Origin of the sequence: Jeotgalibacillus malaysiensis, assembly GCF_044789845.1 — a bacterium.
Lineage (GTDB): Bacteria > Bacillota > Bacilli > Bacillales > Jeotgalibacillaceae > Jeotgalibacillus > Jeotgalibacillus malaysiensis_A.
Window position 1 is genome coordinate 2,007,395 of record NZ_CP085252.1, and the last position, 13,930, is coordinate 2,021,324.

Below are 13,930 nucleotides of genomic sequence, written 5' to 3' on the forward strand. Positions count from 1 at the left end.
TCTTTTTTTCGATGTATTTCAACAATAACTGACATATTGTCGAATGTATGTATAGTGTATCACGGATTGCCTGCCTCACCAACCACTGCTCACATTTTACATATGGAAGAAACAGGCTATGAGGCCTGTTCCTTTAACATATCTTCTATATAAAGCGCATAACCTTCATTGGGCTGATGTATTAATACGTGCGAAACTGCACCGATGATTTGTTTGTTTTGGATAATCGGACTTCCACTCATCCCTTGAATAATTCCGCCAGTCTTCTCAATTAGTTTTGTGTCCGTGAGACGGATCTTCATTCCTTTTTCTCCACTTGGGAGCGTAACACCTGTTTCAAGAATTTCGATTTGAAATGATTCCACTTTTTGACCATGTAATACCGTCAGTATTTCAGCTTTTCCCTCATGTACTTCTTGTTTCTCGGCAGTACTAAGTGCCTGCTGATACTTTTCGTTATTTACCCTTTCAAATAATTCACCAAATATACCCGTTGATGCATTCTTTTTTATCTCACCGAGCATGCTAGTTTTATCATCAAAAAATGCAATTTTACCGCCGGGGTTACCTGCCCTGCTCTTTTGAATATCTCTGATGTCGGCCGACTTAATATGACCTGATTTCATTTCTACAGGCAACTTAGTATGCTGTTCAGATACGACATGACCGAGCGCACCAAAGCGGAGCGTTTCAGGATCAATATAAGTCAACGTGCCGACCCCGAAAATTTCATGTTTTGCAAAGAAACCCAATTGCGACTGACCCTTTTCGTTTTTAGTCAGTCTTACATTTTTAGTTATAATGCTCTCATTTCTGATGACTTCAAGCCTGATCGTTTTTTCCGGTTCAACCTGATTAACTGCGCTGTTTAATTCTTCTACTGTGCGGATTTTTGTTCCATTTACACTGCTGATTCTGTCTCCAATTTTAATTCCAGCCCGCTCTGACGGAGATATTTCATTAGCAGGTGCATAAAAACCTGTCACTAATACGCCATTTGTCTCAAGAACAATCCCAATCGACTGACCGCCTGGTATCAATTCGATCGCAGCACAATATTGCGATGTAACAGAACTGATGATTAAAACGGCAAGAATCAGCTTTTTGATCATTTACTTCCCTCCTCTCCACTAGTACTAATTTGAGCGAAAAGAGGAAAAATATCAGCCGATCACATGAAAAAAGCTATCCGTTAATGGATAGCTTTTACACAGCAGATTTTTTAATTGTATGTGCTAAGTGTATAAGTTCTTCTGCATGGCTGATTGTTAAGTCAGTAATCTCAACCCCGGAAATCATTCTGCTGATTTCTTTTACTCTGTCTTCTTTGGCAAGCGGGCTGACACTCGTATGAGTCCGGTCATTTTTAACTTCTTTAGAAATAAATAAATGACGGTCACTGATCGCAGCTACCTGTGGCAGATGGGAAATACAAAGTACCTGAGAGTGAGCGGAGATGGAATAGATCTTTTCAGCAATTGCCTGAGCAACCCTTCCACTAACGCCGGTGTCGACTTCGTCAAAGATGATAGAAGTAATTCCCTGATGCTCCGAAAAAATTGTTTTAAGTGCCAGCATCATTCTCGAGATTTCTCCACCGGAAGCTACTTTAATTAGCGGTTTAAGCGGTTCACCGGGGTTGGTTGAGATGTAAAATTCGATCTCATCAATACCGTTCGATTTATAATTCTCAGGCTTTTGTTCAGCAAAATGCACTTTAAATACAGCTTTATCCATATACAGTGCTTTTAATTCACCGTGTATTGCCTCAGTTAAAATTTCTGCCCATTTTTTTCTGAGGGCAGATAAATGTTCTGCCTCAACAGATAAATCCTTTTTAATGGATTCAAGTTTATTTTTCAAATCCTCAAGAGACGAATCCTTATTGGTGATTGCTTCGATTTCTTCCTCGATCCCTGAAAAGTATTCCATAATCTCTTCAATAGAAGAGCCATACTTACGTTTCAACTGGTTGATTTCATTCAGCCTGTCTTCTATCATCTGGAGTCTTTCCGGATCAAATTCCAGACTGTCGAGGTGCTGTCTGATCTCTCTTGCTGAATCCTCAAGTAAATAAAACTGACTGCTGATTGTATCACTGATCTGCTTTAAATCCTGATCAATTTCTGCAGCATGCTCCATATTGGACATGGCAAGACCAGTCCAATCAAGGCCGCGCTGTTCACCCTGAAGCGCTTCATAAGCTGTCTGAAGTGATTCATAAAGTTTTTCAAAGTTGGAAAGCCTGATTCTTTCTTCCATCAGTTCTTCATCTTCATTAAGTGATAAGTCAGCATCCTGAATTTCCTTATATTGAAACTGTATCAAATCCAGCCTGTGAGCCATCTGCTGGTCATTTTCTGATAATGATCTGATTTGCTTTTTCAGATCAGCATACACAGTATACACTTCCTGATAATTCTTTTTGGCTTCGCTGATTTCTTCGGCGCCAAACTGATCAAGTAAATGAATATGTGCTGATTCATCCATCAGTTCCTGACTTTCATGCTGCCCATGAATATCAATCAGGGCTCCGCCGACTTCCCTTAAAATAGAAATTGTAACAAGCTTCCCGTTAATCCGGCATGAGCTTTTACCCGAAGAGGAAATATCTCTTTTCAGGAGAACCATCTCATCCTCTATTTCGATTCCGAATTCCTGACACTTATTGAAGACAGGGTGTCCTTCAGGTGCAGAAAACACACCTTCAATTTCAGCTTTTTTTTCACCGTGTCTGACAAATTCAGCTGATCCCCTTGCACCTACAAGCAGCTGTACAGCATCAATAATAATCGATTTACCCGCACCGGTCTCCCCGGTCAAAACAGTAAGGCCGTCTTCTAATGATAAAGAAAGTTCGTCTATAATCGCAAAATTACGTATTGATAAGTCCTGTAACAAACAATATCACCCCTGTTTAAAGCATATCAATAAAGCGCTTTGAAATCGCTCCGGCTTCATCTTCTGACCTGCATATAATTAAACATGTATCATCACCACAGATTGTGCCTAGTATCTCATCCCAGTCAAGATTATCGATCAATGCACCGATGGCATTTGCATTACCAGGTAAAGTTTTCATCACAAGTAAATGACCAGCACCATCAATCCTCACAAAAGCATCTGTTAACGTTCTTTTTAATTTCTGAAGTGGATTAAACCGCTGGTCAGCAGGCAGTGAATATTTGTATCTTCCATCATGTAAAGGCACTTTTACTAAGTGCAATTCTTTAATATCTCTTGAAATTGTAGCCTGCGTCACTGGAAATCCCGCATTTTTCAACTCGTCTACAAGCTCATCCTGAGTTTCGATATCATTGTTTACGATAATTTCCCTGATTTTAATATGTCTTTGCCCTTTATTTATCATATTTTCACTCCGTCTGTATGAATATTTATGCTTAAATATACAGTTATCTTAACGTACATTTTCCATTTTGTACACTAAGGTGAGTGCTCCAGGTTCCTTTATTCTTGTATATTTGACAAAAATAAAGGACAGCCTACAGGCTATCCTCCACTTTTACATTCTTCAAACTAGCGTGGGCTTCTGACACAACTTTTTCCATCACGACACGTTCTGCAATCTTTCCTGTATCAGACTCTGTTGTGCGAAGGTGAAAAAGGAATTCGATGTTCCCATCTCCACCTGTAATCGGCGAATAGGAAGCTGCAAGCACATCATATCCTGTCTCTGATGCAAACGTAGAAATCTTATTGACGACTTCAAGGTGTACTTTTTTATCTCTTACGATTCCCTTTTTGCCTACCTGTTCACGGCCCGCTTCAAATTGGGGCTTCACAAGCGCAAGCACATCACTTCCGGGCTTTAATAAAGTTCTTAAAACCGGCAGGATAATTCTCAATGAGATAAACGATACATCAATAGATGCAAAATCAGGTAACCCTTCTTTCAGATCTTCAGGAGTCAAATACCTGAAATTCGTTCTTTCCATTACAATGACACGGGGATCCTGCCTTAACTTCCAGGCAAGCTGATTATAACCGACGTCTACTGCATAAGACTGTCTAGCACCGTTTTGCAGTGCACAATCAGTAAATCCCCCCGTAGAAGATCCAACATCAATCATACATTTTCCCTGTACGTCTATATTAAATTCCTTCAAAGCCTTTTCAAGCTTTAATCCGCCGCGGCTGACATAAGGCATCACTTTCCCCTTTACTGTCAGTACTGCATCTTCAGGAATTTTTTCTCCAGGCTTGTCAAGTCTGGTCTCATTGTGGAAAACAAGTCCCGCCATAATGGCTCTTTTTGCTTTTTCACGTGTTTCTGCAAGCCCCTGATCTACAAGCAGAATGTCGACTCTCTGTTTTTTAATTTTCATGCTCAGGCTCTTTTCTCCTTCATTGGAACGATTAATCTGATGACCTTAACAGCCTGTTCGGATGTGAGATCGATTTCTTCTAACAGCTGATCAACATTTCCATGTTCGATGAACTGATCCGGAATTCCCATTCGCTCAATTTTAGCGTGTGAAATTTGCTGATCATGAGCAAATTCGAGTACTGCACTGCCAAATCCACCTTGCAGAACTGCTTCTTCAATTGTCAGGATCGGTATGTTTAGCGCAAGTAAATCTTTCAGCATCGCTTCATCAAGAGGCTTAATAAATCTTGCATTAATCACCCGTACTGAGATCCCTTCTTTTTCTAACTGCTCTGCAGCTTCAAGCGCCATTGGTATTGTTGTACCAAACGTGAGAATGGCTGCATCATTTCCTTCTCTAAGCACTTCCCAGCTGCCAATTGGAATTTGCTGAAGTGTCTCATCCATCGGTACACCAAGACCATTTCCTCTCGGATATCTCATCGCAATCGGTCCGTCATCATATGCTAATGCTGTATGAACCATATGCTGTCCTTCATTTTCATCCTTTGGCATCATCACGACCATATTCGGAAGACTTCTGAGGAAAGCAACATCAAATACTCCCTGATGCGTTTCTCCGTCAGCGCCTACGAGCCCTGCACGGTCTACACCGATAAAAACGTTCAGGTTCTGACGGCAGATGTCATGTACGACCTGATCATAAGCCCGCTGCAGAAACGTTGAATAAATTGCAAGAAACGGTTTCATATTCTGTGTTGCAAGCCCTGCAGACAATGTTGTTGCATGCTGTTCTGCAATTCCGACATCAAACATTCTGTCAGGAAATTCGCTTGCAAAACCTTCTAGCTTCGAGCCAACCGGCATGGCAGGTGTAACCGCCACAATCCGCTGATCAGTTCTTGCTTCTTTACGCACTGTTTCTGCGACAAGTGCACTCCAGCCCGGGGCTTTTGCAGATGATTTGATTAAATCCCCTGTATCAATTTTGTAAGGGCCTGTCCCGTGCCAGGTTCCGATTGTGTCATTTTCTGCAGGGTGAAAGCCTTTACCTTTTTTAGTAATCACATGCAGAATTACAGGACCTTTTGTTTTCTTGGCGTATTTAATATTTTCCTCAAGCTCATCAAAATTATGTCCATCAACCGGACCCAGATAAGTGAAGCCTAGCTCTTCAAAGAACATGCCTGATACGAGCAGATATTTTAAACTGTCTTTTACCCGTTCAGCAGCCGAAGCAAGTCTTCCGCCAACTGCCGGGACCTTTTTAATCAGGTATTCAAGATCATCTTTTGCTTTATTGTATTTCCCTGCCGTTCTCATCCGTCCAAGAATACTATGCAGTGCACCAACGTTAGGAGCAATAGACATCTCATTGTCGTTTAAGACAACGATCATATCCTTTTTTTCATGCCCTATATGGTTTAGTGCTTCAAGAGCCATCCCACCTGTTAATGCCCCATCACCAATGATCGGTACAACAAAGTTACTGGCACCTTTAATATCACGTGCAATTGCCATACCCATTGCAGCTGATAGTGAGGTAGAACTGTGGCCTGTCTCCCAGACATCATGCTCACTTTCAATCATCTTTGGAAATCCGCACAGACCTTTATATTGTCTGAGCGTATCAAACTGGTCAGCACGTCCTGTAAGAATTTTGTGTACATATGACTGGTGCCCGACATCCCATAGAAACTTGTCAGCAGGACTGTCAAAGTGTTTGTGAAGAGCTAATGTTAATTCCACAACACCAAGATTTGGTCCGATATGACCCCCTGTTGCTGATAATTTCCCGATCAGAAATGCACGGATCTCTTCACTTAATTCAATTAACTGTTCTTTGTTCAGGTCTTTTAGAAAACCAGGGTCTTTAATTTGATTTATCTCCACCCGGATCACTCACTTTCTCCAAGGGGATGAGAGACTTTTACATATCAAGTCCGCTGATCCCCAGATTGAATTCTATTTCGTTTTCTTTGTATCTTTTATTATAACAAGGTGTAGTTTTTCCTCAAGAAATTGTAGGGTTTTTCCTACCCTGAATATGATATCTCTGGAAAAAGTGATCGCAAGGGACTTCCCCATTGCCTTACCACCAACCGTTAACGCTGCGATCAGGCTTGTCAGACCAATATTGATTGAACTCTCTATCAGTGAACCCTGACCAAGCTGAAGCTCATTTGCCAGCTGGATAATTACAATTGCCGCAGCAGCCCCACTGATTATACCTGCTATATCCCCTATTACATCGTTACAAAAACTTGCAAAACGGTCTGCGTTTCTGACGATTCTGAGGGCATGCTTTGCGCCATAGACTTTTTTGGCAGCCATTGCGTGAAATGGCTTTTCTTCACCAGCAGCAGCTGCAATTCCAAGCATGTCAAAGAAGACACCGACTATGACAATGATCAATACGACAATGAGTCCTACAGTCCAGTTTACCTGATTAAGTATACTTGTCGAAAGAAGTGAAAAAATAGCCGCTAACACACCTGTGATAACGGCTATCGTAACACTCCACTTTATTGTTTTATGTAAGAAGTTGTTCACTTTATATCACACCTAACAAAAATAAAGGGGTGGTCGTGATCAGAGTTAACATTACGGCTTAGGTCCAGTAGGTTTTCCCAATTCGACACCAGCTGTTGCCATACTGGCGGTTTCCCATTATACCGAATTCGGCAGGGTTCCCCACTGCCGGACTGGATTACCACTTAGTCCGCACTCTAATCCTCTGAACACGTATGCGTACAGTCTAGGGGATTTCCCCGGCAGCCCTGATCCTGATTCCTTATCCTCTTTTGCAGAAGGGATTTCATACGGACTGAAAAGAACATATTAATGGCCAACTAATGTGTTCTCTGTAACCATAATCCCCTCACCTTCCACTCAAGGCAGGCTACGCTGCGGCTGATTGTCATCACTTCCACAGGGTTATACAATCATTCACCTGCATATGCTTTATGCCAGCTGTAAATGAAAGCCTCCGCGGTAAGCGGGTCATCGCCCACATGCCATTGTGGATCGCCCGCAAACCTTACTCCCAGAAAAAGCCCAAAGCTGGGCGCCTCAAGCCTAAACCAGGAACTTCATCGATATGCCCTTTAGTGGATTTTTAGGCCCACCTTCGGAAACGGCGGACTGACTAGAATACTGCACCACCCATTGAAGGAAGTATAACATATTCATTTTTCTCATGTCTTGTGATAAACTCAGTTTTTCCGGCTGCCGATTAATTCAGTTAACTCGAGCAGCAGTGCAGGTTCATGATGCAGTTCAAAAAGCAATTCTCTCGCCTGTAAAAGGTGATCATTTAACTTCTGCTTCGCTTTCTCCATACCAAGTATGGCCGGATAAGTACTCTTATGTCTTCCTTCGTCACTGCCAACAGGTTTACCTATTTCATTTTCGTTCCCTTCAATATCCAAAATATCGTCTCTGATCTGAAACGCAAGTCCGATATGCTCAGCGAATAGACGCAGTTTATTCAGTTCAGCTTCTTCAAGACCGCTGATTACACCACCTGCTACAGCAGCAAATTCAAGCAGCCTGCCCGTTTTTCTTTTGTGCACAGATTCAAGCTGTTCGAGTGATAATGCTGCATTTTCACCTTCAATATCAGCGATCTGGCCGCCTACCATCCCTTCAGCACCTGCAGCTTTTGCAAGCATAGAAATGATCCTGATCTTAGATTGGTTATCAAAGGTAGAATCAGCTACCATCTCAAAGCTTTTTGTCAGCAGTGCATCTCCTGAAAGGATAGCGACTGCTTCACCAAATACTTTATGATTTGTCGGCATTCCTCTTCTCAGATCATCGTCATCCATACTTGGAAGGTCGTCATGAATCAGTGAATAGGTATGAATCATTTCAAGTGCTGCAGCAGTTTTCAGCCCTTCATCCGTACTTTTACCGAACGTTTCCATTACAGCAAGCAGTAAAAGCGGCCGGATTCTTTTTCCACCGGCTTTTAAAGAGTACAACATTGATTCCTTCAATGATTCAGGGGCTTCAAGAGAATGAACGGCAATGAGCAATTCCTCCTCTACCCTGCTTTTTTGAAAGCTTGTGAAATGTCCCAGTACATTCATTCAGACAACTCCTCCGGATCAATTGGAGTTTCGCCTTCTTCAGTCATCATTACTGCCAGCTGTTTTTCTGCACTTTGAAGTTTTTCATGACACAGCTTTGAGAGTTCTACACCTTTTTTATAGTAATCAATTGCTTCCTCAAGAGGTACATCTCCCTCTTCCAATTTTGCCACGATTTCTTCAAGACCTTCCATCGCTTCTTCAAAAGAGTATTTTTCAATTTTCGCCATCTTGATCACGCTCCACTTTTTTGTCCACTGAACAGATTAAATCTGCTGTTTGAAGTGATACCTTGATTTTATCTCCATTTTCAACCTGACTGCTACTTTTAATAAGCTCATTCGATTCATTAAAGACTAAAGAATAGCCTCTATTCATAATTTTTAACGGGCTGAGTGCTTCAAGTGATGCTGTTGCCTGGATAAACCGCTGTCTGCCTGAATTCACCTTTTTTGCTGTCGTGTTTTCAAGCCTGTCCATTAAACGCTCAAGATTATTTTTTTTGCGTTCAATCTGGTTTACCGGGTTGAGTCTGATCAGCCTCTCATGTATTCTTTCCCTTTTTATTTCAGCCTTTTGAATGATCATCGCACTTTCTCTGTACAGGCGTTCATTCAGTCTGTCTAAGTTTTGGGCATGTGGTTCAATCATTTTTTCAGGCTTCCTGAAAACGATTGAATCTGTCTGTTTTTTCAGCTGCTGCTTTTTATTTTGAAGCTGTTGTGAGACTGCTCTGTGAGCCCTGACTTCCATGCTCATGATCCGCTCTCTTACTTCTTCTATATGAGGCACTGCGATTTCAGCTGCAGCAGTCGGCGTTGGCGCACGCAGATCCGCAGCGAAGTCAGCAATTGTCACATCTGTTTCATGACCTACAGCCGATATTACCGGAACAGGAAAGGAAGCGATTTTTCTCGCGATCCGCTCATCATTAAAAGCCCATAACTCTTCAATAGACCCCCCGCCCCGGCCAATAATTAAAAGGTCTAAAGAAGAATCGCCTGCTGCTTTGTCAAGCGCTTCTAATATGGAAGGTACAGCTTTTTCTCCCTGAACCGAAGATGGATACAAGCGGATAGAGGCAATTGGATATCTTCTCTGAGCGGTTGTCATAATATCTTTGATGACCGCACCTGACGGAGAAGTAATGACACCAATATTTTCGGGGTAAGGTGGCAGTGTTCTTTTTCTGTTCCGGTCAAACAGCCCTTCTTTTTGGAGTTTCTCTTTCAGCTGTTCGTAAGCGAGGTAGAGGGCACCGACGCCATCAGGCTCCATTTTTTTGACATAGAGCTGATATTGCCCGCTGGATTCAAATACTGATACGTCAGCCTGGAGGAGTATTTCCATGCCGTTTTCAGGCTTGAATTTGAGGGATCCTGCTGCAGATGAAAACATGACTGCACTAATTCTGGTTTTCTGATCTTTCAGTGTAAAGTAGATGTGCCCGCTTGAAGGCTGCTTGAGGTTTGAAATTTCACCTTTAATGTACACACCTGACAAATGCGGATCAGCATCGAACTTTCTTTTTATGTATTTAGTCAATGCACTGACTGTTAAGTATCTTGATGTGGACATTTGAACACTCCTAAATGTGCAAAAGCGGCTCCGAAAAAACTATTTCGGAACCGCCAAGCTGATACTTTATGTTATCTTGAAAAACGCTCAGCTGATTCAACTGTATTAAATAGCAGCATTGTAATGGTCATTGGCCCTACGCCTCCGGGAACCGGTGTGATCGCTGTTGCTTTGCGTCTGCACTGTTCAAAGTCAACATCTCCACATAATTTCCCATTATCATCACGATTCATGCCAACATCTATGACCACTGCCCCGTCTTTAATATGATCAGCGGTAATGATATTACGAATACCAACTGCAGCAATTAGAATATCCGCCTGTTGTGTATAACTTTTCAGGTCTGATGTTTTGGAATGGCAATAGGTTACGGTTGCACTCTCATTAAGTAAAAGCTGTCCCATAGGCTTTCCGACGATATTACTTCTCCCAACCACGACTGCATGTTTTCCTGTTGGGTCGATGCCATGGAATTCAAGCATTTTCATAATACCGTTTGGTGTGCACGGGTAAAACGCTTCCCCGCCCGCCTGCAGTCTGCCTATATTGATCGGATGGAACCCATCGACATCCTTTGAGGGGTGAATCGCTTCAATCACTGATGTTTCACTGATATGGTCAGGAAGCGGCAATTGAACCAAAATTCCATGAATCGCCTGATCTTCATTCAGCTCCTGAATAATATCAAGAAGTTCTGATTCCCTCACTGTATCTGACAATTTAATCAGTTTAGAGTAAATACCGAGATTTTCACACGCTTTCTGCTTCATGGAGACATACGTTTTTGACGCCTGGTTGTCCCCAATTAAAACAACTGCGAGTCCGGGCTTTACGTGCTTTAATTGTTCAATCCTAACTTTCAGTTGCTCTCTCATCTCTTGAGCAATTTTTTTACCATCAATCATTTCAGCTGACATTCAAATTTCCTCCCGTGATTCAATCACGTGAATGTAAGTTAGACACTACCTTCGAAAGAAGTCCATTCACGAATTTGCTTGATTTTTCATCACCGAAACGCTTTGAAATTTCAACCGCTTCATTTAGAACCACATTATGAGGCACATCATCTTTTTTATATAAAAGCTCATACAGCGCAACTCTCAGAATGTTGCGGTCTACTCTTGCAAGGCGCTCGATCTTCCATTTTTCAAGATGGTTCTGTATGACCTGATCAATTTCAGAAAGATGGCCGCTCACACCTTCTACCAGGTCTGTTAAATAATCATCGTGCTTTTCGTTTTCCAGAATATTATCAATCGCTGTTTCCGGCGTCATTTCATTCATTTCCATTTGGAACAACGCCTGCAGCGCTTTCTCTCTGGCCGTTCTTCTTTTCATTTCAGGTTTAACTCCTTCTCTATTTGCATAAAATCCATGTCATAAAAAGATCATAGCATAAAATGAAGCTTCCTACTAACTCTTCATGACAGGAATTATGAAAAATTGATCAACGTATACGCTTACACGATCTGCATAAAAAAGACAACAGCTTTTTAAGCTGTTGCCCTCTGTTATTCTTTATCGTCTTCTTCAGCCTTTGCTGATTCAAATTGAATGCCCACTACGTGAATATTCACTTCATCCGCTTCAAGTGCTGTCATGTTAAGGAGCGTCTGACGGATATTATCCTGAAGCTTTTGTGCAACTTCCGGAATCGCTGCACCGAATTTCACAGTGCAGTATACATCTAGTACAATTCCTTCATCGGCAAGTTCTACTTTAATTCCTTTACCGTGATTTTTCTTTCCTAGTCTCTCTGCAACACCAGATGCAAAATTCCCTCTCATCTGAGCAATTCCATCTACCTCTGATGCAGCAATACCAGCAATGACTTCAATTACTTCAGGAGCAATTTCAACTTTACCAAGCTGGTTTTGTGCAATGCTGCTCATTTGCAATAGATTGTTTTCGTTTTCAGCAGTCATATGATCCCCCTCTTAATCAGCCTTTTTTGTCATGATATCATACTTCTCAAGAAATTTCGTATTGAAGTCTCCACCTGTAAATACATCATGGCTTAACAGCTTTAAATGAAATGGAATCGTTGTATGAACGCCCTCAACTACAAACTCAGATAATGCACGCTTCATTTTCGCAATCGCCTCTTCACGGGTAGCTCCGTACGTAATCACTTTCGCGATCATCGAATCATAATACGGCGGAATCTCATAACCAGTATATGCAGCTGAATCCACTCTTACACCTGGTCCGCCCGGCGGCAGATACATTGTGATTTTTCCTGCAGAAGGCATGAAGTTCTTCTCAGGATTTTCAGCATTAATTCTGCACTCCATCGACCAGCCGGTAAATGTAACCTCTTCCTGTGAAATACTGAGTTTTTCACCAGAAGCAACTTTAATCTGTTCTTTGATCAGGTCAACACCTGTCACCATTTCTGTTACAGGGTGTTCAACCTGGATTCGTGTATTCATTTCCATAAAATAAAACGACTTCTCATTATGGTCATAAATGAATTCAACCGTTCCGGCGCCTGTGTAACCGACAGCTTCTGCAGCTTTAACAGCAGCATCACCCATTCTTTCGCGGACTTCCTGATCAAGTGCTGGAGATGGCGTTTCTTCAAGCAGCTTCTGCAGCCTTCTCTGGATTGTGCAGTCACGCTCACCAAGGTGAATAGTCTGTCCGTGTGTATCAGCCATAACCTGAATCTCAACGTGACGGAAGTCTTCAATGAACTTTTCTATGTAGACACCCGGATTACCGAATGCTGCTTCGGCTTCTCTCTGAGTGGCTTTTATGCCTTTTTCAAGGTCTTCTTTACTCTTTGCCACGCGGATTCCTTTACCGCCTCCACCGGCAGTTGCTTTAATGATGACAGGGTAACCCATTTCCTCAGCAAGTGACAGCCCGTCTTCAACTGATGCAATAATTCCTTTTGAGCCAGGCACAACCGGTACACCGGCCGCGCGCATCGTTTCACGCGCTACATCTTTTGTCCCCATTTTGGAAATCGCCTCTGGACTTGGTCCGATAAAAGTGACATTGCAGTCTCTGCACAGTTCGGCAAAATCCACATTTTCAGCGAGGAATCCATATCCAGGATGAATCGCATCAGCGCCTGTCAGCTTTGCTGCAGAAATAACGTTAGTGAAGTTCAGATAACTGTCTTTGGACAATTTAGGTCCAATACATACAGCTTCATCTGCAAGCTGAACATGCAGTGCCTCTTTATCCGCTTCAGAATATACAGCAACCGTTTCAATATTCATTTCTTTACATGCCCGAATGACACGTACTGCAATTTCTCCTCTATTAGCAATCAATACTTTTTTTATCATACGTATTCTCTCCTAACTACTTTTTAACAAGAAATAGAGGCTGTCCGTATTCTACAAGCTGTCCGTTTTCAACGAGGATCTTGACAATTTCCCCTTCAGTTTCAGCTTCGATTTCATTAAATAATTTCATTGCCTCAACGATACATACAGTCGAATCCGCTGTAACTTTTGAACCTACTTTAACAAATGGCCCTGCATCAGGTGAAGAAGCCTCGTAAAATGTACCAACCATAGGTGATTTAATCTCAGTCGTGTTTTCATGGTCAGCTTCAGGCGCTGCAGTTTTTTCTTTTACCGGTTCAGGCTGCTTTTCAGCTTTAACAGGTGCTTTTACTTCTTCAGTATGCTGTACAGGCACTTCTTCTTTCACCGTTTCAGGCTGGACTTCTACTGATCGTTTTGATTGTTTTCTAAGTTTAAGCTTTTCGCCATCCTGTTCATATGTAAATTCATCAATTGAGGATTGGTCGATTAATTTGATAAGTTCTCTGATCTCTTGTACTTTTAACATATTTTACACTCCCTGGTCGAAAATTAATTAGCAGCAGCTGCTATTATCATACGCTAATACTTGACCAAAATTCAAGACAGCCAAGAAAAGACAAGATAAA

14 protein-coding genes are annotated in these 13,930 nt (G+C 41.9%); all 14 read right to left on the reverse strand.

Annotation, left to right across the window (positions count from 1 at the left end):
• Positions 1 to 116 precede the first annotated feature (116 nt).
• The 14 genes from spoIVB to accB all read right to left on the reverse strand — a co-directional run bounded on the left by spoIVB (position 117) and on the right by accB (position 13,830).
• Positions 117 to 1,112, reverse strand: a complete 996-nt coding sequence (gene spoIVB / locus LG330_RS10810; RefSeq protein ID WP_404403704.1) for a SpoIVB peptidase — start codon at positions 1,110 to 1,112, stop codon at positions 117 to 119.
• A 94-nt stretch (positions 1,113 to 1,206) separates the two neighbouring features.
• On the reverse strand, positions 1,207 to 2,901 hold the full coding sequence (recN, locus tag LG330_RS10815; RefSeq protein ID WP_404403706.1) for a DNA repair protein RecN: 1,695 nt from the start codon (positions 2,899 to 2,901) through the stop codon (positions 1,207 to 1,209).
• A gap of 16 nt (positions 2,902 to 2,917) precedes the next feature.
• Positions 2,918 to 3,367 carry a transcriptional regulator AhrC/ArgR gene (gene ahrC, locus LG330_RS10820; protein ID WP_404409572.1) on the reverse strand — a complete coding sequence of 150 codons (450 nt, stop codon included), beginning with the start codon at positions 3,365 to 3,367 and terminating at the stop codon, positions 2,918 to 2,920.
• A 136-nt stretch (positions 3,368 to 3,503) separates the two neighbouring features.
• Complete coding sequence (locus LG330_RS10825; RefSeq protein WP_404403708.1) at positions 3,504 to 4,346, reverse strand: TlyA family RNA methyltransferase; 843 nt, start codon at positions 4,344 to 4,346, stop codon at positions 3,504 to 3,506.
• Between the two features lie 2 nt (positions 4,347 to 4,348).
• A complete protein-coding gene (gene dxs, locus LG330_RS10830) occupies positions 4,349 to 6,241 on the reverse strand; it encodes a 1-deoxy-D-xylulose-5-phosphate synthase (RefSeq protein WP_404403710.1) in 1,893 nt (630 codons plus the stop codon).
• A gap of 72 nt (positions 6,242 to 6,313) precedes the next feature.
• The gene (locus LG330_RS10835; RefSeq protein WP_404403712.1) at positions 6,314 to 6,901 is read right to left on the reverse strand and encodes a hypothetical protein; all 588 of its coding nucleotides are present in this window, start codon (positions 6,899 to 6,901) and stop codon (positions 6,314 to 6,316) included.
• Between the two features lie 662 nt (positions 6,902 to 7,563).
• Positions 7,564 to 8,442 carry a polyprenyl synthetase family protein gene (locus tag LG330_RS10840; protein WP_404403714.1) on the reverse strand — a complete coding sequence of 293 codons (879 nt, stop codon included), beginning with the start codon at positions 8,440 to 8,442 and terminating at the stop codon, positions 7,564 to 7,566.
• The gene (xseB, locus tag LG330_RS10845; RefSeq protein ID WP_404403716.1) at positions 8,439 to 8,672 is read right to left on the reverse strand and encodes an exodeoxyribonuclease VII small subunit; all 234 of its coding nucleotides are present in this window, start codon (positions 8,670 to 8,672) and stop codon (positions 8,439 to 8,441) included. Before xseB ends, LG330_RS10840 begins: the two co-directional genes overlap by 4 nt.
• Positions 8,659 to 10,020 (reverse strand): exodeoxyribonuclease VII large subunit, encoded by a 1,362-nt coding sequence (gene xseA / locus LG330_RS10850; RefSeq protein WP_404403718.1) that lies wholly within the window; start codon positions 10,018 to 10,020, stop codon positions 8,659 to 8,661. The genes xseB and xseA overlap by 14 nt, the downstream gene beginning before the upstream one ends.
• Before the next feature lie 71 nt (positions 10,021 to 10,091).
• Complete coding sequence (gene folD / locus LG330_RS10855; protein ID WP_404403720.1) at positions 10,092 to 10,937, reverse strand: bifunctional methylenetetrahydrofolate dehydrogenase/methenyltetrahydrofolate cyclohydrolase FolD; 846 nt, start codon at positions 10,935 to 10,937, stop codon at positions 10,092 to 10,094.
• 19 nt (positions 10,938 to 10,956) lie between these two features.
• Positions 10,957 to 11,358 carry a transcription antitermination factor NusB gene (gene nusB, locus LG330_RS10860; protein WP_404403722.1) on the reverse strand — a complete coding sequence of 134 codons (402 nt, stop codon included), beginning with the start codon at positions 11,356 to 11,358 and terminating at the stop codon, positions 10,957 to 10,959.
• Between the two features lie 173 nt (positions 11,359 to 11,531).
• Positions 11,532 to 11,945: an Asp23/Gls24 family envelope stress response protein gene (locus LG330_RS10865; protein WP_404403724.1), complete on the reverse strand. Its 414-nt coding sequence runs from the start codon at positions 11,943 to 11,945 to the stop codon at positions 11,532 to 11,534.
• 12 nt (positions 11,946 to 11,957) lie between these two features.
• Positions 11,958 to 13,319 carry an acetyl-CoA carboxylase biotin carboxylase subunit gene (gene accC, locus LG330_RS10870; protein ID WP_404403726.1) on the reverse strand — a complete coding sequence of 454 codons (1,362 nt, stop codon included), beginning with the start codon at positions 13,317 to 13,319 and terminating at the stop codon, positions 11,958 to 11,960.
• A 16-nt stretch (positions 13,320 to 13,335) separates the two neighbouring features.
• Complete coding sequence (gene accB / locus LG330_RS10875; protein WP_404403728.1) at positions 13,336 to 13,830, reverse strand: acetyl-CoA carboxylase biotin carboxyl carrier protein; 495 nt, start codon at positions 13,828 to 13,830, stop codon at positions 13,336 to 13,338.
• Positions 13,831 to 13,930: the final 100 nt, after the last annotated feature.

Bases quoted from the DNA above. Each gene is read 5' to 3' on its own strand.
- folD (WP_404403720.1), bottom strand. From the start codon at position 10,937: ATGTCAGCTGAAATGATTGATGGTAAAAAAATTGCTCAAGAGATGAGA.
- xseB (WP_404403716.1), bottom strand. From the start codon at position 8,672: ATGGCGAAAATTGAAAAATACTCTTTTGAAGAAGCGATGGAAGGTCTT.
- xseA (WP_404403718.1), bottom strand. From the start codon at position 10,020: ATGTCCACATCAAGATACTTAACAGTCAGTGCATTGACTAAATACATA.
- LG330_RS10825 (WP_404403708.1), bottom strand. From the start codon at position 4,346: ATGAAAATTAAAAAACAGAGAGTCGACATTCTGCTTGTAGATCAGGGG.
- accC (WP_404403726.1), bottom strand. From the start codon at position 13,319: ATGATAAAAAAAGTATTGATTGCTAATAGAGGAGAAATTGCAGTACGT.
- LG330_RS10840 (WP_404403714.1), bottom strand. From the start codon at position 8,442: ATGAATGTACTGGGACATTTCACAAGCTTTCAAAAAAGCAGGGTAGAG.
- accB (WP_404403728.1), bottom strand. From the start codon at position 13,830: ATGTTAAAAGTACAAGAGATCAGAGAACTTATCAAATTAATCGACCAA.
- spoIVB (WP_404403704.1), bottom strand. From the start codon at position 1,112: ATGATCAAAAAGCTGATTCTTGCCGTTTTAATCATCAGTTCTGTTACA.
- nusB (WP_404403722.1), bottom strand. From the start codon at position 11,358: ATGAAAAGAAGAACGGCCAGAGAGAAAGCGCTGCAGGCGTTGTTCCAA.
- LG330_RS10865 (WP_404403724.1), bottom strand. From the start codon at position 11,945: ATGACTGCTGAAAACGAAAACAATCTATTGCAAATGAGCAGCATTGCA.